General features: G+C 68.9%; 22 protein-coding genes and 1 pseudogene. 2 read left to right on the forward strand and 21 right to left on the reverse strand.

What is annotated here, in order from left to right; translation table 11 throughout:
* Positions 1-18: 18 nt before the first annotated feature.
* The 14 genes and pseudogenes from metK to ABIC66_RS03830 form a co-directional block, all read right to left on the reverse strand.
* Positions 19-1,242, reverse strand: coding sequence for a methionine adenosyltransferase (gene metK, locus ABIC66_RS03770; RefSeq protein WP_354068044.1), 1,224 nt, complete (start codon positions 1,240-1,242; stop codon positions 19-21).
* A gap of 144 nt (positions 1,243-1,386) precedes the next feature.
* Entirely contained in the window at positions 1,387-1,821 is a 435-nt protein-coding gene (locus ABIC66_RS03775) for a helix-turn-helix domain-containing protein (RefSeq protein WP_354068045.1), read from the reverse strand.
* A gap of 61 nt (positions 1,822-1,882) precedes the next feature.
* Positions 1,883-3,442, reverse strand: a complete 1,560-nt coding sequence (lnt, locus tag ABIC66_RS03780) for an apolipoprotein N-acyltransferase (RefSeq protein WP_354068046.1) — start codon at positions 3,440-3,442, stop codon at positions 1,883-1,885.
* Entirely contained in the window at positions 3,439-4,362 is a 924-nt protein-coding gene (locus ABIC66_RS03785) for a hemolysin family protein (RefSeq protein WP_354068047.1), read from the reverse strand. Before ABIC66_RS03785 ends, lnt begins: the two co-directional genes overlap by 4 nt.
* 8 nt (positions 4,363-4,370) lie before the next feature.
* Positions 4,371-4,826, reverse strand: a complete 456-nt coding sequence (gene ybeY / locus ABIC66_RS03790) for an rRNA maturation RNase YbeY (RefSeq protein WP_354068360.1) — start codon at positions 4,824-4,826, stop codon at positions 4,371-4,373.
* A gap of 20 nt (positions 4,827-4,846) precedes the next feature.
* The gene (locus ABIC66_RS03795) at positions 4,847-5,791 is read right to left on the reverse strand and encodes a PhoH family protein (protein WP_354068048.1); all 945 of its coding nucleotides are present in this window, start codon (positions 5,789-5,791) and stop codon (positions 4,847-4,849) included.
* Positions 5,788-7,152: a tRNA (N6-isopentenyl adenosine(37)-C2)-methylthiotransferase MiaB gene (gene miaB, locus ABIC66_RS03800; protein WP_354068049.1), complete on the reverse strand. Its 1,365-nt coding sequence runs from the start codon at positions 7,150-7,152 to the stop codon at positions 5,788-5,790. Before miaB ends, ABIC66_RS03795 begins: the two co-directional genes overlap by 4 nt.
* 168 nt (positions 7,153-7,320) lie before the next feature.
* The gene (locus ABIC66_RS03805; protein WP_354068050.1) at positions 7,321-7,728 is read right to left on the reverse strand and encodes a Fur family transcriptional regulator; all 408 of its coding nucleotides are present in this window, start codon (positions 7,726-7,728) and stop codon (positions 7,321-7,323) included.
* Between the two features lie 45 nt (positions 7,729-7,773).
* Positions 7,774-8,226 carry a ribosomal protein S18-alanine N-acetyltransferase gene (gene rimI, locus ABIC66_RS03810; protein ID WP_354068051.1) on the reverse strand — a complete coding sequence of 151 codons (453 nt, stop codon included), beginning with the start codon at positions 8,224-8,226 and terminating at the stop codon, positions 7,774-7,776.
* The gene (tsaB, locus tag ABIC66_RS03815; RefSeq protein ID WP_354068052.1) at positions 8,223-8,870 is read right to left on the reverse strand and encodes a tRNA (adenosine(37)-N6)-threonylcarbamoyltransferase complex dimerization subunit type 1 TsaB; all 648 of its coding nucleotides are present in this window, start codon (positions 8,868-8,870) and stop codon (positions 8,223-8,225) included. Before tsaB ends, rimI begins: the two co-directional genes overlap by 4 nt.
* A 3-nt stretch (positions 8,871-8,873) precedes the next feature.
* Positions 8,874-9,518, reverse strand: coding sequence for a DUF1131 family protein (locus tag ABIC66_RS03820; RefSeq protein ID WP_354068053.1), 645 nt, complete (start codon positions 9,516-9,518; stop codon positions 8,874-8,876).
* 90 nt (positions 9,519-9,608) lie between these two features.
* A pseudogene (locus ABIC66_RS24155) lies at positions 9,609-9,680 on the reverse strand (hypothetical protein); the annotation flags it as partial.
* Between the two features lie 2 nt (positions 9,681-9,682).
* Positions 9,683-10,270 carry a malonic semialdehyde reductase gene (locus ABIC66_RS03825; RefSeq protein WP_354068054.1) on the reverse strand — a complete coding sequence of 196 codons (588 nt, stop codon included), beginning with the start codon at positions 10,268-10,270 and terminating at the stop codon, positions 9,683-9,685.
* Between the two features lie 116 nt (positions 10,271-10,386).
* Entirely contained in the window at positions 10,387-10,959 is a 573-nt protein-coding gene (locus ABIC66_RS03830; RefSeq protein WP_354068055.1) for a NifU family protein, read from the reverse strand.
* A 123-nt stretch (positions 10,960-11,082) separates the two neighbouring features.
* Here ABIC66_RS03830 and ABIC66_RS03835 point away from each other — a divergent pair, with 123 nt between their 5' ends.
* Positions 11,083-12,351 (forward strand): cytochrome P450, encoded by a 1,269-nt coding sequence (locus ABIC66_RS03835; RefSeq protein WP_354068056.1) that lies wholly within the window; start codon positions 11,083-11,085, stop codon positions 12,349-12,351.
* A gap of 207 nt (positions 12,352-12,558) precedes the next feature.
* On the opposite strand, the gene ABIC66_RS03845 is transcribed toward ABIC66_RS03835, so the two are convergent.
* Genes ABIC66_RS03845 through murJ form a run of 3 tightly spaced genes read right to left on the reverse strand, consistent with a single transcriptional unit; the run spans position 12,559 to position 15,806 of the window.
* Positions 12,559-13,050 (reverse strand): universal stress protein, encoded by a 492-nt coding sequence (locus ABIC66_RS03845; RefSeq protein WP_354068057.1) that lies wholly within the window; start codon positions 13,048-13,050, stop codon positions 12,559-12,561.
* A 31-nt stretch (positions 13,051-13,081) separates the two neighbouring features.
* Positions 13,082-14,116, reverse strand: a complete 1,035-nt coding sequence (gene trpS, locus ABIC66_RS03850) for a tryptophan--tRNA ligase (RefSeq protein WP_354068058.1) — start codon at positions 14,114-14,116, stop codon at positions 13,082-13,084.
* A gap of 55 nt (positions 14,117-14,171) precedes the next feature.
* Positions 14,172-15,806 (reverse strand): murein biosynthesis integral membrane protein MurJ, encoded by a 1,635-nt coding sequence (gene murJ, locus ABIC66_RS03855; RefSeq protein WP_354068059.1) that lies wholly within the window; start codon positions 15,804-15,806, stop codon positions 14,172-14,174.
* Positions 15,807-15,964: 158 nt separating this feature from the next.
* On the opposite strand from murJ, the gene ABIC66_RS03860 reads away from it, so the two are divergent.
* Positions 15,965-18,418 (forward strand): glycoside hydrolase family 9 protein, encoded by a 2,454-nt coding sequence (locus tag ABIC66_RS03860; protein ID WP_354068060.1) that lies wholly within the window; start codon positions 15,965-15,967, stop codon positions 18,416-18,418.
* 17 nt (positions 18,419-18,435) lie between these two features.
* On the opposite strand, the gene ABIC66_RS03865 is transcribed toward ABIC66_RS03860, so the two are convergent.
* The 4 genes from ABIC66_RS03865 to mutS all read right to left on the reverse strand — a co-directional run bounded on the left by ABIC66_RS03865 (position 18,436) and on the right by mutS (position 24,936).
* The gene (locus tag ABIC66_RS03865; protein ID WP_354068061.1) at positions 18,436-18,606 is read right to left on the reverse strand and encodes a hypothetical protein; all 171 of its coding nucleotides are present in this window, start codon (positions 18,604-18,606) and stop codon (positions 18,436-18,438) included.
* Positions 18,607-18,681: 75 nt separating this feature from the next.
* The gene (locus ABIC66_RS03870; protein WP_354068062.1) at positions 18,682-19,218 is read right to left on the reverse strand and encodes a hypothetical protein; all 537 of its coding nucleotides are present in this window, start codon (positions 19,216-19,218) and stop codon (positions 18,682-18,684) included.
* A 175-nt stretch (positions 19,219-19,393) separates the two neighbouring features.
* Complete coding sequence (locus tag ABIC66_RS03875; RefSeq protein WP_354068063.1) at positions 19,394-22,216, reverse strand: [protein-PII] uridylyltransferase; 2,823 nt, start codon at positions 22,214-22,216, stop codon at positions 19,394-19,396.
* A 20-nt stretch (positions 22,217-22,236) separates the two neighbouring features.
* The gene (gene mutS, locus ABIC66_RS03880) at positions 22,237-24,936 is read right to left on the reverse strand and encodes a DNA mismatch repair protein MutS (protein WP_354068064.1); all 2,700 of its coding nucleotides are present in this window, start codon (positions 24,934-24,936) and stop codon (positions 22,237-22,239) included.
* Positions 24,937-24,958 lie beyond the last annotated feature (22 nt).

Here is a 24,958-nt window from a genome sequence, read left to right on the forward strand (position 1 = left end):
AGTTTCGAAAGGTGAGGCTTACGCCAGACCCTTCAGGTCGCTCACAAGGTCGGTCTTCTCCCACGAGAAGCCGCCCTCGTTGTCGGGCGTGCGGCCGAAGTGGCCGTAGGCGGCGGTGCGGGCGTAGACCGGGCGGTTCAGCTGCAGGTGCTCGCGGATCGCACGCGGCGTCGCGCCGCCGATCAGCTGGGGCAGGACCTTTTCCAGCACGGCCGGATCGACCTTGCCGGTGCCATGCAGGTCGACGTGGAACGAGACCGGCTGGGCCACGCCGATCGCATAGGCGATCTGGATGGTGCAGCGGTCGGCCAGGCCGGCGGCCACGACGTTCTTGGCCAGATAGCGGCAGGCATAGGCGGCCGAGCGGTCGACCTTGGTCGGATCCTTGCCCGAGAACGCGCCGCCGCCGTGCGGCGCGGCGCCGCCGTAGGTGTCGACGATGATCTTGCGGCCGGTGACGCCGGCGTCGCCGTCCGGGCCGCCGATCTCGAAGCGACCGGTCGGGTTGACCAGCCACTGGGTCTTCTTGGTGATCAGGCCGTCCGGGAACACCGGCAGGATGTGCGGCTTGATCAGGTCCAGCACGCGTTTGGAGGTCGCGGCCTTGCCGCCGATCTTCTTCTTGTGCTGGTGCGACACGACGATCGAGACGACGCGGACCGGGCGGCCATTGCCGTCGTATTCCAGGGTTACCTGGCTCTTGGCGTCGGGCTCCAGCTCGGACAGCTCGCCGCTGTGGCGCAGCTCGGCCAGGCGCTTCAGGATGTTGTGGCTGTACTGCAGAGTGGCCGGCATCAGCTCCGGGGTCTCGGTGCTGGCGTAGCCGAACATGATGCCCTGGTCGCCGGCGCCCTCGTCCTTCTTGTCGGTGGCGTCCACGCCCTGGGCGATGTGCGCCGACTGGCCGTGCAGGAAGTTGGCGAACTTCGCCTTCTGCCAGTGGAAGCCCTTCTGCTCGTAGCCGATGTCCTGGATCGCCGCGCGAACCTTGGGCTCGAGCGAGCCGAGGATGTCCTTGGTGAGCTGCTTGTTGGCCTTCTTGTCGCCGCCCGGCTTGCCGGCGCGAACTTCACCGGCCAGCACGACGCGGTTGGTCGTCACCAGGGTTTCGCAAGCCACGCGGGCTTCCGGGTCGACCGTCAGGAAGGCGTCGACGACGGTGTCGCTGATCCGGTCGGCGACCTTGTCGGGATGGCCCTCGGAGACGCTCTCGCTGGTGAAGATGTAGGACGAACGGTTCAAGAGACAGCTCCGGCCTTGGGGATGCGCACGGACGGACAGGCGTCCGCTTCGGCGTCCAGTTAGACCGGAACCATATAAAGATATGTTTATGCGAGCAAGGCGAGAGAACCTGGGGCCGCTTTCAGCCCGCCAGAACGCCCGCCGTCAGTCGTCCGCACTGCTGGCGACCTCTTCCTCGGCCATCGAACGGACCAGCTCCAGGATCCGGCGCCGGACCTTGGGGCGGACGATCTTCGGAAACAAGGACGCCAACTCCAAACCTTCCGAGGTCATCAGGAAGTCGTGGACGAACGGCTCACTGCCTTCCGCGACGCCCTCGCCGGTGGTGTCGGCCAGGCCCTCGAAGAAATAGCCGACCGACGACTGCAGGCTCTTGGCGATCTCATAGAGCTTGCTGGCGCTGACCCGGTTGGCCCCGCGCTCGTACTTCTGGATCTGCTGGAAGGTCAGGCCCAGGTCCTCGGCCAGACGCTCCTGGCTGACGCCGAGGATCTTGCGGCGCATGCGAATGCGGGCGCCAACGTGCAGGTCGACGGGATTGGGGTGGCGTTCAGGGTCCGACAGCTCGCTCATACCCACGCTTGATAGCTGAAATTGCGGTTTTAATTCAGCCTAAGTCTTTCAGGCGCGCAATAGAGGATTAGATTTTACCCGCCCGCAGGCGAGCTGACGCAACCGCAGATATCAGTAGAAGCGCAAGAAACGCCAGATCACCGAAGTCGTCGAAAGGTGTAACCTCACCCATGCCTGGTATAACCGCGTCGATGACTCCGGCTTTGCCTAGATCCAGTCGCGTTCCCGGAATGATTCGTCCGCGCGCGTCGATGACGGCGCTGACACCGGTGGGCGTGGCGCGCAGGATCGGCTTGGCGCTTTCGATGGCGCGATAGCTGGCCAGGTTCAGATGCTGCAGCGGTCCCGAGGTGACGCCGAACCAGGCGTCGTTCGAGACATTGATCAGGACCCTGACGTTCTTGTCGCGTCGGGCCAGGCCCGGGAACAGGCTCTCGTAGCAGATCAGCGGCTGGACCAGCAGGTCGGGCGCGACCCGCAGCGGCGCTGGGCGCGGGCCGGTGGCGAAACCATCCCCGAGATGGGCCAGGCTCTTGAAGCCGATCCGGGTCAAGAACGCCTCGGCCGGCAGGTATTCGCCGAACGGCACCAGACGGTGCTTGTCATAGACCCCGACGACCTCGAGATCGGTCGCCGTGCGCTTCAACGCGATCAGGCTGTTGTAGTAGGTCGGTTTCTCGATCGGCCCCTCATAGCGATAGCCGCCGATCAGTAGGGTCTGGCCGGGCTGGAGGCTGTCGACGATCGCCTGCCGGACCCAGGTTCCGGGCGCGAGATAGTCGTCGATCGCCGCCGGCAGGGCGCCCTCGGGCCAGATGACCAGGTCGGCCGGCTTGCCCGCATAGGGCTTGGCGGTCAGCGAAACGTAGGCCTGGACGATCTGGGCGAAGCGCGCGGCGTCCCACTTGGCGTCCTGCTGAATGTCGGCCTGGACGATGCGGATCGAGATCGGCGGCCCCTTGGCCAGGGGCCGCGACTGGACCATAGCGCCATAGCCGTAGAGCGCCACCAGACCGGCGACCGCCGCGCCGAGCGCGATCCGGCCGCTCTTGCCTTGCCGCCAGACCGCCGGTGCGGCCGCAATCGCCAGGGTGATCCAGGTCAGGCCGTAGGCCCCGACCAGGGCGGCGGCCTGCGAGGGCCAAGAGCCCGCCCGCCAGGTCTCGCCGGGCAGGTTCCAAGGAAAGCCGGTCAGGACGTGACCGCGCGTCCACTCCAGCGCCGCGAAGGCGCCGGCGAAGGTCAGGACGCGCCAAGCGCTTGCGGGCCGCGCCAGCCGATAGACCAGGCCCGCCAAGCCCCAGAACAGCGCCAGGCCCGCGGCCATCGCCGCGACGGCGAACGGGGCCATCCAGCCCTGGTTGGCGGCGTCGACCAGGAAGGCCTCGCCGATCCACCAGGTGCCGAGGCCGAAATAGGCCAGGCCCGCCAGCCAGCCGCGCCAGAACGCCGAACGCAACGGCTTCGTGTCGCTGGCCTGATCCAAAAGATGCAGCAGCAAGGCGTAGCCGAGCAGGCCCGGCAAAACCCCGAACGGCGGATGGGCCAGGGCGGCGGCAAGGCCCGCGGCCAGCGCCAGGACCGGTCCGCTCCAGGACCGTTCGCGAAACCGGATCCAGACGCTCACGAGGCGCCAATATCCTCAGGGGCGCCCTCGGCGGCCTGCTGCGCCAGCGTCCGCGCGGGACCGCCGCGCACCCGCACGCGCCGCACGCGGCGGGGGTCGGCCTCGACCACCTCGAACTCGTAGCCATCGGGATGGGCGATCACCTCGCCCCGCTGCGGCACCCGCCCGGCCAGGGCCACGACCAGGCCGGCGACCGTGTCGATGTCTTCTTCCATGTCCGAGGGGGCCAGTTCGCGGCCGAGCGCGGCTTCCAGCTCCTCCAGCGGCGCGCGGGCGTCGGCGTCGTACACGCCGCCCGGCCGCGCCACGATCGAGGCCGAGGCCGCGTCGTCATGCTCGTCATCGATCTCGCCGACCACCGCCTCGATCAGGTCCTCCATCGAGACCAGGCCGTCGGTGCCGCCGAACTCGTCGATGACCAGGGCCATGTGGATGCGGCTGGTGCGCATGCGCAGCAGCAGGTCGGCCGCCTTCATCGAAGCGGGCACGTACAGCGCGTCGCGGCGCAGCTTGTGCAGGACCAGATCGTCGGCCGCCGGGCGCTTGGCCTCGTCGGACATCAGGCGGAACACGTCCTTGATGTGGATGACGCCCACGGGGTCGTCCAGCGTCTCGCGATAGATCGGCATCCGCGAGTGCTCGGCCTCGGCGAATTGGGCCACGACGGCTTCGAATGGCGCGGACAGCTCGACGGCCACGATGTCGGCGCGCGGGGTCATGACGTCGGCGACGCGCAGGGTCTGGAAGGCCTCGGCCTGGTCGACGATGTCGACCTCGCCGGCCTGGGGCGGCGGCTCGGGCGGCCGCGCGGCCTCGCCGCCGCCGGTCAGCTGCCTGCGCATGCGTCGGAGGAACGCCCGCACGCCCCGGCTTCTTCGGACCGGAACGGCGGGCTGTTGACTAGGCTCGTCGCTGGGCATGGCCCTCGTCAGCGCCCCTGTTCGTCACCGGCATAGGGGTCTGGAACGTCCAGCCCCGCCAGGATCTCGCGTTCGAGCGACTCCATGGCTTCCGCCTCGTCGTCGCCTTCGTGGTCGTATCCTAGGAGATGAAGCACGCCATGCGCCACCAGATGTTGCAAGTGGTGGTCCAGCGGCTTGCCCTGCTCAGCGGCTTCGCGGGCGCAGACGCCATAGGCCAGGGCGATGTCGCCGATCTGGCCTTCCGGATTGGGTGGCGAGGGAAACGACAGGACGTTGGTCGCGTAGTCCTTCTGGCGGAAGTCGCGGTTCAGCGCCTGGACGCTGTCGTCGTCGGTCAACAGGATCACGATCCCCTGGCCTTCGATGTCCTCATGCGCGTCGAGCACGGCCTGGGCCGCGCGCCAGACCAGGGCCTCGGCCTCCGGCGCGGCGGCCGTCCAGGCCTCGTCCTCGATCTCGATGTCGACAGTGATCGTCATGTCTAGCGAGGCGTGCTCTGCAGGGCGTCGGCGTCGTAGGCCTTGACGATACGCTCGACCAGCGGGTGGCGCACGACGTCGGCCGAGGTGAAGCGCGAGACCGCCACCCCCTCGACCCCTTCCAGGATCGAAACGGCGTGGGCTAGGCCCGAGTCGCGCGGGTTCAGCAGGTCGACCTGGGTCGGGTCGCCCGTGACCACCATGCGCGCGCCCTCCCCGAGACGGGTCAGCACCATCTTCATCTGCAGGCGCGAGCAGTTCTGGGCCTCGTCGACAATGACGAAGGCGTGGCTCAGCGTGCGGCCGCGCATGAAGGCGATCGGGGCGACCTCGATCTCCAGCTTCTCGCGGCGGCGGCGCAGCTGGTCGGCGCCCATGATGTCGGTCAGGGCCTCCCAGACCGGGGCCATGTAGGGATCGACCTTCTCGTTCAGGTCGCCCGGCAGGAAGCCGAGTTTCTCGCCGGCCTCGACGGCGGGGCGGGTGACGATCAGGCGATCGACCTCGCCGCGCAGCAGCATGCCAGCGCCGTGGGCCACGGCCAGGAAAGTCTTGCCGGTGCCGGCGGGACCCAGGCCAAAGCTCAGCGGATGGCTGGCCATGGCCTCCATATAGCGGGCCTGGCCCTTGGTCTTGGGCGAGACATTGCCCTTGCGCACGGCGCGGGGCGAGGCCTGGCCGCCGGCTTCGTGGGCGGCGCCCAGGGCGATGCGGACATCGGCCTCGACCACCTCTTCGCCGGCCTCGGCGCGCCCGGCCAGGGTCTGCAGCACCCGCTTGGCGCCCGTGCGGCCTCGCGCGTCGCCGGTGATGGTGACGCCGCCGCCCGGAGTCTCGATCAGCACCTTGAAGGCGTCCTCGATCAGGGCGGCGTGACGGCCGCTGGGACCGGTGACGGCATGGACCGCGTCGTCGGACAGCGGCAGGAACTCAGGGGTGCGACTCAAGCGGTCTCCCAAATGGCTTTCGAGACGGAAGAGGTTTCCAGGACGCCGCCCAGGCTCATCTTGGCGGCGCTCTCGATACGGACAGGAACGATCGTCCCGATCAGGCTTTCGGGGCCCTCGCAATGGACGGCCTGCAGATATGGGCTGCGACCCACGACCTGACCAGGGTGGCGGCCGACCTTCTCGAACAGCACCGGCAGGACCTTGCCGACCTGCGCCGCATTGAAGGCGCGCTGCTGGTCGTCCAGCAGCTGGTTCAGACGCTCCAGGCGCTCGGCCTTGACCGCCTCGTCGACCTGGCCGGGCATGGCCGAGGCGGGCGTGCCGGGACGGCGCGAATATTTGAACGAAAAGGCGCTGGCGAAGCCGACCTCGCGGACCAGCTCCAGCGTCTTGTCGAAATCGCCGTCGCGCTCGCCGGGAAAGCCGACGATGAAGTCGCCGCTCATGGCGATGTCCGGACGGGCGGCGCGGATCTTCTCGATCAGCTTCACATAGCTCTCGGCCGTATGGTCGCGGTTCATGGCCTTGAGGATCTTGTCCGACCCCGCCTGCACCGGCAGGTGCAGATACGGCATCAGCTCCGGCAGCTCGCCGTGGGCCTCGATCAGATCCTCGCCCATGTCGCGCGGGTGGCTGGTCGTGTAGCGGATGCGGTCCAGGCCATCGATCTTGGCCAGCTGGCGCACCAGCTTCGCCAAGGTCGAGCCGTCGCCGTCATAGGCGTTGACGTTCTGGCCTAGCAGGGTGACCTCGCGCACGCCCTGATCGGCCAGGCGCTTGGCCTCCTCGACGATGTCGTTCACCGGTCGCGACCACTCGCCGCCGCGCGTATAGGGCACCACGCAGAAGGTGCAGAACTTGTCGCAGCCCTCCTGCACGGTCAGGAACGCGGTGACGCCGGTCACATGGCGCTCGGCCGGCAGGGCGTCGAACTTCTCGTCGGCGGCGAAGTCGGCGGCCAGGCGCTCGCCGGTCGCCCGGTGAGCGCGGGCGATCAGCTCGGGCAGCTGGTGATAGGCCTGCGGGCCAACCACGAGATCGACCGCCTTCTGGCGATGCATGATCTCCTTGCCCTCGGCCTGGGCGACGCAGCCGGCCACGGCGATGGTCATGCGACCGCCGGCCTGGGCCTTACGGTCCTTCATCTGCTTGATGTAGCCGAGCTCGGAATAGACCTTCTCGGTCGCCTTCTCGCGGATGTGGCAGGTGTTCAGCACCACCAGGTCCGCGCCCTCGGGATCATCCACGACGCCATAGCCCAGCGGGCGCAGGACATCGGCCATGCGCTCGCTGTCATAGACGTTCATCTGACAGCCGTAGGTCTTGATAAAGAGGCGCTTTTGCGGGGTCTCGCTCATCCGGCGAGGTTATGGGGTCGAGCGGGCGTGTGCGCAAGAGTGGCGGGGGTCGCACTGGCCCCCTCCGCGCTTCGCGCTCCTCCCCCGGAGGGGGAAGAAGATCACCTTCCGCCCCCTTCGGGGGCGGACGACCGCGAAGCGGTCAGGTGGGGGCAAGTAGCCCGCGGCTCAGTCCTCCAGCGGCACGCCGTAGAGCTCCAGCCGGTGGTCCACCAGCTTGTAGCCCAGCTTGCGGGCGATGGCGTTCTGCAGGGCCTCGATCTCCTCGTCCACGAACTCGACGACCTTGCCGGTCTTCATGTCGATCAGGTGGTCGTGGTGATGGGTCGGGGTCTCTTCGTAGCGCGAGCGGCCGTCGCGGAAGTCGTGGCGCTCGATGATGCCGCTCTCCTCGAACAGGCGGACGGTGCGATAGACCGTGGCGATCGAGATGTGCGGATCGATGGCATGGGCGCGGCGGTGCAGCTCTTCCACGTCGGGATGATCCTCGGCCGACGACAGCACGCGCGCGATCACGCGGCGCTGGTCCGTCATGCGCATGCCCTTTTCGATACAGGCCTTCTCGAGTCGATCCACGGCGGAGCCTCCGTCTGAGTCGCCGGCAAGATAGGCGGTCGGTTCCTAAGTGTTAAGCGCCCGCCGCATGACAAGCGCGTCCTTGGCCCCATCGGGATGGGGATAATAGCCCTTGCGGACCCCGACCTTGGCGAAACCGGTCGCCTGGTAGAGCGCGATGGCCGCCAGATTGTCGGCGGCGACCTCCAGGAACATGGCCTCGGACTCGGTTTCGGCGGCGATTCCGGCGGCGATCTCGACCAGGGCCGCGCCCCAGCCGCGCCGGCGGGCGGCCGGATCGACGGCGATGGTCAGGATCTCGGCCTCGCCCGCGATCGAGCGGCAGAGGATGAAGCCCTTGGCCTCGGCCGGCTCGCCCGCCTCGCCCAGGATCGCGAAGGCGCCGGGCGATTTCAGCAGGTCGTCGAACTCCAGCGCCGTCCACGGCCGGTCGAAGGCCTTGTCGTGAATATCGGCGAGATCGAAGGCGGCTTCCGAGCCCACGGGACGCAGGTTCATGCGGCGGGCCCGACGGAAGGCAGCGTGGCGTAAGGCGCGCGCAGATAGAGCGGCCGGGGCGAATGGGTCGGCGCGGGCTTGGCGGCGGCCAGGCGGGCGACCGCGACGGGATCGGGCGCGGCGGGGTTCAGCACGGTCGCGCTGCTCAGCGCATCGGCCAGCAAGGACGCGCCCGAGCCGACCAGGGTCGCCGGTCCGCCCGAATAGAGTTCGGCCAGCCGGGCGGCTGCCTCGCCCAGACCCAGGGCGTCCGGCGCCATCAGCGAGACGCCGTCGGCGAAGACCTGGATATAGACCTGGCTCATCCGCGCGTCGATCACCGCGGCGACGAAGCCCTTGGTCCCGAAGGCCAGGCTTTCCAGCGTATTGACCCCGACGCAGGGGATCGACAGCGCCGTGGCCAAGCCCTTGGCGAAGGCCAGGCCGACGCGCAGGCCCGTGAACGAACCCGGGCCGACCGTGACGCCGACGCGGGCGAGATCGGTGAACGCCACGCCGGCCTCGGCGGCGGCCTCGCGGGCGAGGACGCCGATCCGCTCCTGGTGGCCACGCGTCATCGGCTCGCTGCGAGCGGCCAGCACGCGCTCGCCGTCCAGCACGGCGACCGAGCTGGCGCCGAGGCAGGTGTCGATCGACAGGATCATGGATCAGGCGGCGCCGACGACCGCGCCCTCGGCGGGACGCCAGACCAATTCGTTCAACTGGCCCTTGGCCTTCAAGGCCGCCTCGGGCGGAAGGCCCTTACCCGTCCAGCCGGGAATGCCGAACACATAGGAGACGGTCGGGGCTTCGGGACGCACGCAGATCGTCTGGTTGACCTCGCGCCCCTCGCCGGCCCGGCACTGGTCGACCGTGAAACCCAGATCGGCCCACTTGGCCAGCAGTTGCTCGTCCTTAGGGCCGCGCACGTCGCCGGCGGCGGCGCGGACATAGGCGATCTCGCCTTCGTCGCCCTTGCCGATCTCCAGCAGCGGGACGTTGTCCTGTTCAACATTGATGATCGGCAGGGCGGGCCCCTGGCCGGCATGCAGGAAGGCGCTCTCGACCTTGGCCTTGGGGAACAGGGCCTTCAGCGTCGTCAGATCGAAGGCCGTGGAGCCGTTGATCGGGCCGACGCCATCCTTGCCGATCTTCAGCGGGCCGCCGGCATAGGGCGCGATGGCGACGGTGACGGGGGCCTTGGCGCCGGACTCGGCGCTGGCGGGCGCTTTAGCGGTCTCGTCCTTCTTGGCCGGCCCGCAGGCGGCGAGCAGCACGAGCGGCAGGGCGAGGAGGGTGTGGCGGAGGGTCATGCGGCGCTTTTAGCCCGAGTGCGCCCCCTCCGTCACGTCGCCTGTCGGCGCCGCGCCACCTCCCCCGCTTCGCGAGGGAGGAGAAGGTCGACCCTCCTCACCCGCGAAGCGGGGGAGGTGGATCGCTGCGAATACGCGGCGAGACGGAGGGGGCGCTATCAGCTCTACAGAATCTTCGCCGCCTCGTCGAAGTCGAGGCGCGGGTTGCGCGGGAACAGGTTCTCCTCCGTGCCGTAGCCGATCGAGACGATGAAGTTGCTCTTGATGTTCGTGCCCGCGAAGAACTCGGCGTCGACGGCGGCGTTGTCGAAGCCCGACATCGGACCCGCGTCCAGGCCCAGGGCCCGGGCGGCCATGATGAAATAGCCGCCCTGCAGCGAGCTGTTGCGCAGCGCGCCCCATTCCTTGGCCACCGGGTCGGGGAACCAGTCCTTGGCGCCCGGCGCGTGGGGGAACAGCTTGGGCAGGGTCTGCGGGAAGTCGAGGTCGTAGCCGACGATCACCGTGCACGGCGACTGGCGGATCTTCACGCCGTTCGAGCCCGACGAGTGCTTGGCCAGCCGCTCCTTGGCCTCCGGCGAGGTCAGGAACCAGAAGCGGGCCGGGGTCGAGTTGGCGGCGGTCGGGCCGAACTTCACCAGTTCGTACAATTCGCGCAGCAGGCTCTCGGGCAGGGGCTCGGGGTTCCAGCCGTTGCGGGTCCGGGCCTCGGTGAACAGTTGAGCGAGCGTCGGCGCTTCGAGCTTGGCCATGAGCGGTCCTTATCGGGCTTATTTGCAACCTTTGTGGTTACAGTATAGCCGCCCTGAGCGGGCGGGCAACATGCGCCCGTGCTTAGGACCGTATCGCCGCGAAGAAAAGTTCGGATCTAAAGCGTCTGCTCGACCCGGGTCACTTCCGGCACATAGTGCTTGAGCATGTTCTCGACGCCGGCCTTCAGGGTCGCCGACGACGACGGGCAGCCCGAGCAGGCGCCGCGCATGTGCAGCCAGACGACGCCGGTCTGCGGTTCGAACTTCGAGAAGACGATGTCGCCGCCGTCCTGGGCCACGGCCGGGCGGATACGAGTGTCGAGCAGCTCCTTGATCTCGGCGACGATCTGGCTGGTCTCTTCGTCGTAGACGCCGTCCTCGTCGTGGCCGCCACCCTCGGACTGGTCCAGCAGCAGCGGGCGACCGCTGGTGAAGTGGTCCATGATCGCGGCCAGGATCGGCGCCTTCAGGTGCGGCCATTGGGCGTCCTCGCCCTTGGTCACGGTCAGGAAGTCGGGACCGAAGAACACCCGCGTCACGTCGCCCAGGTCGAACAGCGCCTTGGCCAGGGGCGAGACTTCGCCCTCCTCGGCCGTGCGAAATTCCCGCGCGCCGTCACCCAGCACTTCGCGGCCGGGCAGGAACTTCAGGACCTCGGGGTTTGGGGTGGTTTCGGTCTGAATGAACATGGGCCTGAGATGGACCTCGCGGCCTCGTGACGCAAGTCCGGCGCGATGCCGCATTTTGAAAGTGACACAGGCGTCATTTTCTGGCGTGATGCCCGGAGAACAACGATCCGCGGGAGGATCTCCATGAGTGACGGTTCGGTTGACCTGAAAGAGGCGGCCCGGGCGAAGGCCTATTCCATTCCCCTCGAGGACTATCACATCGCCGACCCGGCCCTGTTCCAAGCCGACGCCATGTGGCCGTATTTCGAGCGGCTGCGGAAAGAGGACCCGGTCCACTATTCTAAGGGCGACGAGGAGACCGGGCCGTACTGGTCGATCACCCGCTACAACGACATCATGACCGTCGACACGACCCACCAGGTCTTTTCGTCGGACGCCCATCTGGGCGGCATCACGATCCGGAACTTCGACGAGGACTTCGTCCTGCCGATGTTCATCGCCATGGATCCGCCCAAGCACGACATCCAGCGCAAGACGGTGAGCCCGATCGTCTCGCCGCCGAACCTGGCCAAGCTGGAGGGCGTGATCCGCGAACGGGCCGGCCACATCCTGGACGCCCTGCCGATCGACGAGCCCTTCGACTGGGTCGACCGCGTCTCGATCGAGCTGACCACCCAGATGCTGGCTACCCTGTTCGACTTCCCGTGGGAAGAGCGCCGCAAGCTGACCCGCTGGTCGGACGTCGCCACCGCCTCGCCCGAAAGCGGCATCGTCGAAAGCGAGGACGCCCGCCGCGCGGAGCTGCTGGAGTGCCTGGGCTACTTCACCAATCTGTGGAACGAGCGGGTCAACCAGACCGAGCCGGGCAGCGACCTGATCTCGATGCTGGCCCACGGCGAGGCCACCCGCGACATGCCGCCGATGGAATATCTGGGCAACATCATCCTGCTGATCGTCGGCGGCAACGACACCACCCGCAACTCGATAACCGGCGGCCTCTACGCCCTGTCGAAAAACCCGGCCGAGGAAGCCAAGCTGCGCGCCGATCCCAGCCTGATCCCGAACATGGTCTCCGAGATCATCCGCTGGCAGACCCCGCTGGCCCACATGCGCCGCACGGCGCTGGAGGACTACGAGCTGGCCGGCAAGACCATCAAGAAGGGCGACAAGGTGGTCATGTGGTACGTCTCGGGCAACCGCGACGACACGGTGATCGAGAACGCCGACGCCTTCATCATCGACCGGCCCCAGGCCCGCCGCCACCTGTCGTTCGGCTTCGGCATCCACCGCTGCGTGGGCAACCGCCTGGCCGAGATGCAGCTGAAGATCGTCTGGGAAGAGGTGCTGAAGCGCTTCCCCAGGATCGAGGTGCTGGAGGAGCCCAAGCGAGTCTATTCGACGTTCGTGAAGGGCTACGAGCGGATGATGGTGCGGATTCCGGCGCGCAATTGAACCCCGCAATCCCGGCCAAGCGCGGATCGCGCTGAGCCGGACCGCCACAAGCAAGATAAATCCACCACTCGTGTCATCCCGGAAGCCTCGTAGAGGCTATCCGGGACCCAGGGGCAACGGCGGGACGGCTGCCCCTGGGTCCCGGCTCTTCGCTTCGCTACGGCCGGGATGACACGATGAAATGTATGGCGTCGCTCGAGTACGCCCTTACGCCAGCTCCTCGATCTCGGCGTCCGTGAGATCCCCCGGCACTACCGTCACCGGCAGCTTGCGCCCCGAGAACCCGACGCCTTCCTTGGCGATGGCCGAGATCAGCGGGCCCGGGCCGCGGCCGGCCGTAGAGGTCGCCAGGATCAGGATCTTGATCGACGGATCGGCGGCCACCACCGCCTTAAGCGCCGTGCGGACGCTGTCGGCGTGCTTGATGATGAATTCGGGCGGCAGGCCCGTCTCGGCGACGACCTGGGCGGCCAGGCTCCGCAGCAGGGCCTCGGCTTCCTCGCGCTCCTGGCGCTCGATCTCTTCGCGCACCCCGCTCCAGTGCTCGAACTCGGCGGGGACGATCACCTTCAGCATCGCCACGCAGCCGCCGGTCGAAGACGCTCGGCGGCAGGCGTATTTGAGCGCCGCCGCGAACTCCGGGCTGTCGTCGGCGACGACCAGGAACTTGCGGCGGCTCGAAGCGGCGACGTCAGTCATGGGCCGACATGACGCCGCTTCAGCCGGAAGCTCAAGCCCCCCAGAAGCCGACCAGCTTCTTGACCTCGGCCAGGGTCGGGGCGGCGGCCTCGGAGGCCTTGGCGGCGCCCTTGGCCAGGATCCTGTCCAGCTCGGCCGGATCGGCCAGCAGGCCGCGCATCTTCTCGCCGACCGGGGCCAGCTTCTCGACCGCCAGCTCGGCCAGGGCCGGCTTGAAGGCGCCGAAGCCCTTGCCCGCGTACTCGGCCAACACCTCGGCCTTGGTCCGGCCGGCCAGGGCCGCGAAGATGCCGACCAGGTTGTCGGCCTCGGCGCGGCCGCTCAGTTCGTCCAGGGTCTCGGGCAGCGGTTCCGGGTCGGTGCGGGCCTTCTTGACCTTGGTGGCGATGGTGTCGGCGTCGTCGGTCAGGTTGATGCGCGAATAGTCCGACGGATCGGACTTGCTCATCTTAGCCGAGCCGTCGCGTAGGCTCATCACCCGCGCGCCCGGCCCCTGGATCAGCGGCTCGGGCTGCGGGAAGAAACCCTGGGCGCCAAAGTCGTGATTGAACTTGGCGGCGATGTCGCGGGTCAGCTCCAGGTGCTGCTTCTGGTCCTCGCCGACCGGAACGTGGGTAGCCTTGTAGACCAGGATGTCGGCCGCCTGCAGCACCGGATAGGTGTAGAGACCCACCGAGCTGCGCTCCTTGTGCTTGCCGCTCTTCTCCTTGAACTGGGTCATGCGGTCCAGCCAGCCGAGGCGGGCGACGCACTGGAAGATCCAGGCCAGATCGGCGTGCTCGCGCACCGCCGACTGCGGGAAGATCGTCGCCTTGTCCGGGTCCAGGCCCGCGGCGATGTAGGCCGCCGCGATCTCGCGGGTCTGTTGGGCCAGCAGCGCCGGGTCCTGCCAGACGGTGATGGCGTGCAGGTCGGCCACGAAGATGAAGGTGTCGATCTCGTGCTGCAGGCGGCTGAACTTCACCAGCGCGCCGAGATAGTTGCCCAGGTGCAGGGCGCCGGAGGGCTGGACGCCCGAGAGTACGCGGGCGGGGCCCGCATACGCGGCTGGAGCTTGGTCGGTCATGGCCCGCTGGTTAGCGCCGCGATCCGGCGAGGGCAAGGCTATCTCTAGCGGGAGATCAAGCCTTGCCGCGCCGCAGGGCCGCCTTCAGCTCGGCCGGCTTGACCCCGCCGAACAGGAACAGCAGTGGCGGATACAGCGCCGCGCCGGCCAGGCAGGTCAGGGCCAGGGCGAACTCCTTGGCGCCGATCGCGTGGCCGGTCAGGCCGATCCCGCGCAACGGCGCCTCGATCAGGTCGCGCCAGTGCGAGGCGGCGGCCAGCAGCAGGCCCATGCCGAGGCTGGCCAGGCTGATGCGGATCAGGCGCGACCAAGTCTGGCCCGAAGGGCTGTAGTGGCCCTTGCGCGACAGGCCCCAGGCCATCTGGGCGACATTGGCCCACGAGGCCACGGCGGTCGCGGCGGCGATGCCCTTCACGCCCACCAGGTTGAACAGCAGGACGCCCAGGGCGACGTTCACCGCCACCGAGACCAAGGCGAAGCGCATCGGGCTCTTGGTGTCGCCGCGCGCGAAGAAGGCGCGCGAATAGAGCTGCTGCAGCACGAAGGCCGGGGTGCCCAGGCCGTAGAAGAACAGCGCCGCCGCTGTCTGGCTGGCGTCGAAGGCGGTGAACTGACCACGGGTATAGAGGCCGTCCGACAGGAAGCCGGGCATGGCCACGAGGGCCACGGAGGCTGGCAGGGTGAAGGCCATGGCCAGGGTCACGGCCTGGTCCATGGCGCTCTGGGCGTCGTCGCGATCGCCCGAGTGCACGGCGCGCGACAGGCGCGGCAGCAGGGCGACGCCGATCGCCACGCCGACCAGGCCTAGCGGCAGCTGGTAGAGGCGGTCGGCGGTGGCCAGCCACGAACGGCCGCCCGCCACGTGGCTGGCCAGGTTGCCCGAGATGAAGATGTTGACCTGGGTGGCGCTGGCCGCCAGGGCGCCGGGGATGGCCTTGCCGATCAGCTCCCGCACTTCCGGCGTCAAGCGCGGCAGCCGCCAGTGGACCTTGGCCCCCGACTTGTTGACGCCCCAGGTCAGCAGGGCGGCTTGGGCCACGCCGGCCGCGACCACCCCGACCGAGCCCCACTGGGCCGCGCCGACCGCCGAACTCTGCGGCAGGATGAACGCCAGGGTGAAGATGTTCAGCAGGATCGGCGCGCCGGCCGATAGGATGAAGCGGTCGCGGGCGTTCAGCACGCCCGACAGGTGCGCGACGATGGCCATGCACGGCAGATAGGGCATGGTGATCTGGGTCAGCAGCACCGCCAGCTTGTACTTGGCTGGATCGGCGGCGAAGCCCGGGCTGATCAGCATCATCAGCCACGGCATGGCCAGTTGGCAGATCACGGTGATGATGATGGTCGAGGCCGCCAGGGTGGCCATGGCGTCGGCGGCCAGGATGTCGGCCGTCTCCTCGCCGTCGCGCTGCAGCGACTTGGCGTAGGCCGGCACGAAGGCGGCCGCGAAGGCGCCCTCGGCGAAGAACCGGCGGAACAGGTTCGGAAACGCCAGGGCCGCGTTGTAGGCGTCGGCGGCCGGGGTCAGGCTGGCGCCCATCCGGTACGACACCGCCAGGTCGCGGAAGAAACCCATGAACCGGCTAACCAGGGTCAGGCCGGAATAGATCATCGAGGATTTCAGCAGGCCGCCCTTCTTGGGGGCGGGCGCGATCTCTTCGGCGGGAGCGGGGGGGACGGCGTCAGTCACCAGCGGCTTCTGTGACGCCCATGGCGAGGCGTCAAGGGTTGGCGCGCGTTCGGCGATTATCTGACAAATGTGACCGGTAACAAATTCCTTGACGACGCTCGCGTCGCCCCGCAACCCTCGATGAAAGGCTCGCGATCGACGAGCCAGGAGGAAACCTCATGCGCCGCGTCCCGCTCGCCCTTTCGCTCGCCTGCCTGCTGTCGTCCACGGCCCTGGCGCAGGGCGCCGCGACGCCCTCGAAGCCGGCGATGAAGCTGACCGAGGCCGGTTACTACGCCGCCCCGGGGGCCGAGGTGCTGGTGTTCAGCAACTGGTACGACAGCCTGTTCAGCGACTCGAAGATCAGCGGGGTCGAGCTGGTCCAGCGCGGCGTGCGCACCGCCACCAACGGCGATGTGCGCCTCTCGCCCACCCCGGGCCAGTGGGATCCGATCGGCAAGCTGGTCGATCGTAAGGTCGATCCGAAGACCGGCGTGGTCGAGGCGACCCTGGAATACGCCGAACACGGCTTCCGCTATGTGATCCGGGCCGAGCCGCGCGGCGGCGACGTCGTGATCAGCATCGTGCTCGATAGGCCCCTGCCCCCGACCCTGGACGGCAAGGCCGGCTTCAACCTGGAATTCCTGCCCAGCGCCTATTTCCGCAAGACCTGGATGGCGGACGGCAAGCCGGGGCTGTTCCCGCTGTATCCCGCCAGCGACATGGCCGCCGGCGCGGGCGCCGAGGGTCGCGCCGAGCCCCTGCCCCTGGCCCAGGGTTCGCGGCTGGTGCTGGCGCCGGAGGACGCGGCCCATCGCGTGACCCTGACCTCGTCCGGCGGACCGATCGCCCTCTATGACGGCCGCAACCAGGCCCAGAACGGTTGGTTCGTGGCGCGCGGCCTGCTGCCCTCGGGCAAGACCGGCAAGGTGCTGGAATGGACCCTGTCGCCCCAGGCCGACGCCGCCTGGATCCGGCCGCCGATGATCGCTCACTCGCAGCTGGGCTACGCGCCCAACCAGGCCAAGACGGCGGTGATCGAGCTGGACGCCACCGACAAGCCGCGCGCGACCGCCCGCCTGTTGCGCCTCTCCGACACCGGCGCGCTCACCACCGCCCTCGAGGGAGCGGTCAAGCCCTGGGGCCGCTATCTGCGCTACGGCTATGGCCGGTTCGACTTCAGCGCCGTGAAGCAGCCCGGCGCCTACGTCATCGATTACGGCGGCGTCCGCTCCGCGCCATTCCGCATCGGGCCGGACGTCTATGGCGACGCCTGGCATCCGACCCTGGACGTCTATTTCCCCGTCGCCATGGACCACATGTTCGTCAACGAGGCCTATCGCGTCTGGCACGGCGAGGCGCACAAGGACGACGCCCTGCAGGCTCCGGTCGACCACGAGCACCTGGACCTCTATCGCCAGGGCCCGACCACCGACACGCCGTTCAAGCCGCTGGAGCACATTCCGGGCCTCAACGTCGGCGGCTGGTTCGACGCCGGCGACTTCGACATCCGCACCCAGACTCAATACGCGGTCGTCCGCGACATGGTCGAGACCTGGGAGACCTTCCGCCCGACCCGCGACCAGACCAGCGTCGACGACGCGCGCCGCCGGGTCGAGATCCACATCCCCGACGGCAAGCCCGACCTGGTCCAGCAGATCCGCCATGGGACCTTGCAGCTGGTCGCCCAGCACCGCGCGGTCGGCCACGCGATCAACGGCATCGTCGAGCCCGACCTCGACCAGTACACCCACCTGGGTGACGCCGTGACCAAGACCGACGGCGTGATCGGGACCAAGGACGACCGCTGGGCCTTCACCAACAAGTCCACGGCCCTGAACTACGGCTCGATCGCCGCTCTCGCCGCCGCCAGTCGCGCCCTGCGCGGGGCCGACGACGCCCTGGCTGACGAGAGCCTGGCGATCGCCCGGCGGGTCTGGGACGAGGAGCACACCCACGCGCCCGACAACTTCCGCCACGGCAACACCACCGGCGGTCACCTGACCGACGAGGAGTTCGACGCGACGGTCGAGCTGCTGATCACCACCAAGGACTCGAAATACGCCCAACACATCGAGGCGATGTGGCCCGACGTCGAGAAGCGCTTCATGTTCAACGCCCGCACGGCCGTCCAGGCGATCCCATTCATGCCGGCCCCGTACAAGGCCCGCCTGGAGCCGGCCGTCCGCGCCTACATGGCCGAGGACGCCAAGTGGTCGAAGGCCAACCCGTTCGGCGTCTTCATCGGGACCGGCGGTTGGGCCGGCAGCGGTCAGGTGGTCCAGGCGGGCCTGACCCACGCGGCCCTGCACAAGGCGTTCCCGAACCTCGTCCCGGCCGACGGCGTCTTCCGCGCCCTCGACTATCTCTACGGAACCCATCCGGGCTCGAACCTGTCGCTGGTCTCGGCCGTCGGGACCCAGTCCAAGGAGGTGGCCTACGGCAACAACCGCGCCGACTTCAGCTTCATCGCCGGCGGCGTCGTGCCGGGCGTACTGATCATCAAGCCCGACCTGCCCGAGAACAAGGAGGACTGGCCTTTCCTGTGGGGCGAGAACGAGTACGTCGTGAACGTCGCGGCCAGCTACATGCTGCTGGTCCAGACGGCCGACGCGCTGGCGCGGGGGCGTTGAGCCCACGCCGCTCGGGCTCAGGGCTTGGAGGCGAGGTCTGGCCGCGACGCCAGGAACGCCGCGCGCTCCTCGTCGGTCAGGACCTTGGCGGTCTTGCGCCGCGCCACCTTCGGGGTGGGCCGCGCATAGGCGCCCGCCGAGGGTGACGAGGGCTTCAGATCGGCCAGACGCTTGATCGGCGGCTTCATGTCTTTCCCCGTGTCGGCTAGGTCTGGAGCCGAGGCGACTATGCGGTGAGCCGCGAAGATCGCCAAGGGACGCCCTTATTCCTCCCGCAGCTCCAGCGCCGTGAAGGGCGCCTGGCCGCGCTCGATGCGGACTAGGTCCAGCACGCCGACGATCTGCCGCGAACGCCACTGGCCCTGCAGGTAGGAGACCGGGCCAAGGGTGATGCCCGCCGCGACCTGGATCGCCAGGGTGCTGTGCTGGCGGAGGAAATTCAGCATGCTGTCGCCCGCCAGGTCCGCCGTCAGGGCCGCGATCGAGAGCGGCACGGTCAGATAGAACAAGACAACCGCCCGCACCATTTGGTCATGTCGGCGGGCGTTCAGGTTGGCCAAGGCCGATAAGGCGTCGAACGTGGCGTCGTCGACCCCTTCTAGCAGCGCGAAAGCCTCCACCGTCGACCGGTTCCTGCGAAAGCCGCTGAGGAAATCCACGCCCATGTAGCCCCAGGCGCCGGGCGTGTAGAACGCCTCCAGGAACAAGTTCCAGGCTGGGAACAGGCGCTTGAGCCTGATCCACAAGGCCCACGCTTCAGCGGCCTCGCGTGTCCCCGCCACCGCCACGTCCTTCGCCATAGGCCACGCCCCCGCACAGACTTGAACCGAGAGGTCTAGGCAGCCTCGCGCATTCTGTCGACCCTAGAGCGTGGCGACCGGAAGTGGGAGCGGCTTCGACGCCCACCACGCTCTAACTGTTTGAAATAGAGCCTGTTTATACGTTTCTCCTGTTGCCATCAGAAACGGACGGGCCCTAGCGCGCCACACTCGCCCGCGCCTTGCGCAGACCGGCCCGCGCGGCCGGGGCCGTTGCCTCGTTCTGCTCGAGAGCGGCCAGCAGGTCGGCCTTCAGGGCGTTGACCTTGCGCGTGTCGGTGATCTTCCCGCCCTCCGCCGTCTGGACGTAGAAGGCGTCGACCGCCCGCTCGCCGTAGCCGTCGATATGGGCCGACTGGATGGAGAGGCCGCTCTCGGCCAGGGTCTTGGCCAGGGCGTGCAACAGGCCGGGCCGGTCGCGGCCCGAGGCCTCGACCACGGTGGCGTCGTTGGAGGCGTCGTTGTCGACCGTGACGGACGGGGCGATGGCGAAGGCCGCGGCGCGGGCCTGTTCGGCGCCGCGGCGCGGCTCGACGGTCAGGGCGTCGCCCTTGCCGGCGGCTTCCAGGGCGTCGGCCAGGCGGCGCAGGGCCCGGGGATTCTCGCAGCCCAGCGGCGCGCCGGTCACGTCCTGCACATAGAAGACGTCCAGCGCCTGACCCTGGCGCGAGGTGAAGACCCGCGCGCCGACGACATTGCCGCCCAGGGCCGAGATGGCCAGAGCCAGGTCGGCGAACAGCCCCCGCCGGTCCTTGGCGGCGACCACGATCTCGGCGGCGTTCTGGCCCGGGCGCACCCGCCCCTCGGCCGCGGCCCCGCCCTGAATGGCCGCCCGGCGCGCCAGGGCGGCGTGCTCGAACAGGTCTTCCTGCGAGAAGGCGCTGAAATAGGCATTCTCCATCGCCGCCACCCAGCCCATGGCGGCCGGGTCGGTCTCCAGCAGGGCGGCGCGGGCGCTTTCGGCGACGCTTTCCTGGTGGCGCTGGACATTGGCAGCGGCGTCGCTGCCGCGCCCGCCCCGGAACACCGCCTCGGTGGCGTTATAGAGTTCGCGCAGCAGCTGGCCTTTCCAGCCGTTCCAGACGCCCGGCCCGACGGCGCGGATGTCGGCGACGGTGATGACCAGCAGCAGGCGCAGGCGCTCGGGGTTCTCGACGATGCGGGCGAAGGCGGCGACGGTGCCGGGATCGGAGACGTCGCGCTTCTGGGCGAAGTCGCTCATCACGAGATGGTTCTCGACCAGCCAGGCGACCAGCTCGACCTTGCTGCGATCGACCCCCAGGCGCTCGCAGGCGCTGCGGGCCGAGCGGGCGCCGGCCTTCTCCTGGCCGCCGACGCCGCCCTTGCCGGTGTCGTGCAGCAGCATGGCCAGGAACAGGGCCTCGCGATCCTCGATCAGCGGCATGATCGAGACGGACAGCGGGTGGTCTTCCACCAGCTGGCCGGCGGCCATGTCGCCGATCACCCCGACGGCCCGCAGGGTGTGCTCGTCCACCGTGTACGAGTGGTACATGTTGAACTGCATCTGGGCCACGACCCGGCCGAACTCCGGCACGAAGCGGCCCAGCACCCCCGCGTCGTTCATCAGGGTCAGGGTGCGATAGCTGCGCTTGCCGCGGGCCAGCAGATCCAGGAACGCCCGGCAGGCCTCGGGGTCGCGGCGCACGCGCGAGGTGATCAGCTGCAGGCTGCGGGTCACCGCCGTGAAGGCGTCCGGGTGCAGGTCGAGATCGCGCTGGTCGGCGATCTTGAACAGGCGGATCAGATTGACCGGATCGGCCTCGAAGATCTCGGGCCCCTCGATGTTCAGGCGGCCGCCGTCCTCGTAGAAACCCTCGACGTCCAGCGCCTTGCGCTTGGGCCGGCCGCCCGGCAGGAACCGCGAAATGCCTTTCGGCTCGTTCTTGAAATGCTCGGCTTCCAGCTTGGCCGAGAAGGCGCGCGTCAGAGTCCCGACCTCTTTGGCGATCAGGAAATAGCGGCGCATGAATCGCTCGACCGCCGGCGCGTCGCCCCGGTCGCCATAGCCCATACGACGAGCGATCTCGGGCTGCAGGTCAAAGGTCAGGCGTTCTTCGGGCCGGCCGGTGGTGAAGTGCAGGTGAGCCCGCACCGCATGCAAGAAGTCGAAGGCGCGAATGAAGGCCTTGGTCTCGCGGCTCGAAAACACCTCCATCTTGAAGACGTCTTCCGGCCGGTCGACTGGGTGCAGATATTCGGCGATCCACATCAAGGTGTGGAGGTCGCGCAGACCGCCCTTCCCCTCCTTGACGTTCGGCTCGACCATGTAGCGGCTGGCGCCGGCCCGGGCCTGGCGGTCGTCGCGCTCCTTCAGCTTGGCGGCGACGAACTGGGCGCCGGTGCCCTTCATCACCTCGTCGCGGAACCGCTTCTTGAGATCGGCGGCCAGGCGCTCGTCGCCGGTCAGGCGGCGGGCCTCCAGGATCGAGGTGCGGATCGTGAAGTCTTCCTTCGACAGCCGCACGCACTCCTCGATCGTCCGCGAGGCATGGCCGACCTTGAAGCCCAGGTCCCACAGCGCATAGAGCATGAACTCGATCACGCTTTCGGCGTGCGGCGTCTGCTTGTAGGGCCGCAGGAAGAGGAGATCGATGTCGCTGAACGGGGCCAGGGTCGCGCGGCCATAGCCGCCGACCGCCAGCAGGCACAGGCGTTCGCCCTCGGTCGGGTTGCGGGCCCGGAACACGTGGACCGTCGTGAAGTCGTAGAGGGCGGTGATCACCTCGTCGGTGACGCCCGACAACAGCCGGGCGGTCTCGACGCCGCTGGCTCCGTTCTCCAGCCGCTCCTTGGCGATCATCCGGCCGCGAAACAGCGCCTGCTTGAGGATCTCGATGGCGCGCGAGCGCTGTTCGGCCTCGTTGCCGATCGAATCGAGGGCGGCCGCCGAAAGGCGGGCCCGCAGGACGTGTCCGTCGACGACGTGTTCCAGGCGGGTGGGGCGAAGGCGACGGGGCATGTGTTCTATATGGTTACGCGCTAGGTCTTGAGCAGACCCTTAAGACGATAGAGGGCCTCCAGGGCCTCGCGGGGGCTCATCCCGTCAACATCGAGGTCGGAGAGCGAGGTCTCGACGGCGCTCGGCGCCGCTTTGACGGGCGCCTGAGCGGCTTGCGAGACCGCGAACAGCGGCAGGTCGTCCAGCTTGGCCGGTGACTGGTCCTTGCTCTCCAGACGATCCAGCACCTCCCGGGCGCGATGGACCACCGGCGCGGGCACGCCGGCCAGCTTGGCGACCTGGACGCCGTACGAGCGGTCGGCCGGACCCGGCGCGGCCTCGTGCAGGAAAACGAGGTCGCCGTTCCACTCCTTGGCCCGCAGGCTGAGGTTGGAGACGAAGCTCATCCGCTCCTCCAGGGTCGCCAGCTCGTGATAGTGTGTGGCGAACAGGGCGCGGCAGCGGTTGGTGTCGTGCAGCGCCTCGGCGCAGGCCCAGGCGATGGCCAGGCCGTCATAGGTGGCCGTGCCCCGACCGATCTCGTCCAGGATCACCAGGCTGCGCGGGCCGGCCTGGGTGAGGATGGCGGCGGTCTCGACCATCTCCATCATGAAGGTCGAGCGGCCTCGGGCCAGGTCGTCGCCGGCCCCGACGCGGCTGAACAGACGGTCGACCACGCCCAACCGGAAATGAGCGGCCGGCACGTAGCAGCCTGACTGGGCCAGGATCGCCAGCAGGGCGTTCTGGCGCAGGAAGGTCGACTTGCCGGCCATGTTCGGGCCGGTGACGATCGACAGGCGCGGCCCGCCCTCGCCCGAGGCGTCGAGGCAGCAGTCGTTCGGCGTATAGGGATCGCCGGCCCGCTTGACGGCGGCCTCGACCACCGGATGCCGGGCCCCCTTGGCGTCGAAGGCGAGAGAACGGTCGACGATCGGGCGCACCGCGCCGGCGTCCTCGGCCCACTCGGCCAGGCTGGAAGCGACGTCCAGGCGGGCCAGGGCCTCGGCGGCGATCTGAATGGCGTCAGCCAGGGTGCGGGCCTGTTCGCGCCAGTCCTCGAATGCGGCGACCTCCATGGCCAAGGCCCGCTCGGCGGCCTGGGCGATGCGGGCGTCCAGGTCGGCCAGCTCCACGGTGGTGAACCGCACCTGGTTGGCCAGGGTCTGGCGGTGGATGAAGGTGGCGTTCAGCGGCGGCTGGAATAGCGGGTCCGCCTTGCCGGCGGTGGCCTCGACGAAATAGCCGAGCACGCCGTTATGGCGAATCTTCAGCGGCACGCCGCTTTCCAGGGCCAGCTGAGACTCGAGGGCGGCGATGACCTTGCGGCTGTCGTCGCGCAGGCCGCGCGCCTGGTCCAGCTCGGGCCGGACGCCGGGCGCGACGAAGCCGCCATCGCGGGCCAGGGCCGGCAGGTCGGGGCCGAGGCCCTGCTCGAGGACATTGAGAAACTGCGAGAGGCCCTCGTGCAGCGACGGGGTCAGGGCCTTGAAGGCGTGCTCCAGCTCGAACGGCGGCGGCGACAGCGGATCGGGCGAACCGCCCGCCATGCCGGCCAGGCGCTCGCCGACCTTCAGGGTGTCGCGCAAACAACCCAGATCGCGCGGCCCGCCCCGACCGAGGGCGAGACGGGAAAGCGCGCGGGCCATGTCGCCGGCGCCCTTCAGCACCTCGCGCAGGCGCTGGCGCAGTTGGCGGTGTTCGACGAACCACTCGACCGCGTCCAGGCGCTGGTCGATGGCGGCGACGTCCAGCAGCGGCCGGGCCAGACGCGAGGCCAGCATCCGCGCTCCGCCCGCCGTCACCGTGCGGTCGATGCAGGCCAGCAGCGAGCCGTTGCGGTCGCCGGTCTGGGTGCGGTCGATTTCCAGGCTGCCGCGCGTGGCTGGGTCGATGGCCATCACATCGGCGTCGGCCGCGCGACGTGGCGCGCGCAAGGCCGGCAGCTTGCCGGCCTGAGTCATTTCCAGATGCGCGGCGATCAGGCCCAGGGCCCCGATCTCGGCCGGCGACAGCCCGCCGAAGCCATCCAGCGTGTCGACGCCGTAGAGGCGCTTGACGCGGGCTTCCGAGGCCTGCGGTTCCGACAGGGCCGACGGCATCGGCTGCACCAGGCCGCCGCAGATCTTCAGGGTCTGGGACAAGCTGTCGTCGGACAGCAGGCGGTCGGCGACCAGGGTCTCGGACGGGGCCAGGGCCGCCAGGATCGGGGCTACGCCTTCCTTGGCCACGGCGAAGACCTCGACCTCGCCGGTCGACAGTTCCACCGACGCCACCGCCGCCTGGCCCGCGCGCACGGCCACGGCCGCCAGGCGGTTGGCGCCGCGGGCGTCCAGCAGGCCGTCCTCGGTCAGGGTGCCCGGCGTCACGACGCGGACGATGTCGCGGCGGACCACCGACTTGGAGCCGCGCTTCTTGGCCTCGGCAGGGTCTTCCATCTGCTCGCAGACGGCGACCTTGAAGCCCAGGCGGATCAGCTTGGACAGATAGGCCTCGGCCGCGTGCTGCGGCACCCCGGCCATCGGGATCGGCTGGCCCGCGTGCGTGCCCCGGAACGTCTGGCTGATGCCCAGGGCGGCGGCGGCCTTGTAGGCGTCGTCGAAGAACAGCTCATAGAAGTCGCCCATGCGGAAGAAGATCAGCGCATCGGGCTGCCGCGCCTTCATCTCGAAGAACTGCTGCATCACCGGCGTCGCGCCGGCGGGGTCGAGCGTGTGGGCAGGGGGCGTCGCGTGGGCGTTCATCGCCCCGGAAACTACAGAGCGT

The sequence above is a fragment of the Caulobacter sp. 1776 genome (assembly GCF_040545685.1).
GTDB lineage: Bacteria > Pseudomonadota > Alphaproteobacteria > Caulobacterales > Caulobacteraceae > Caulobacter.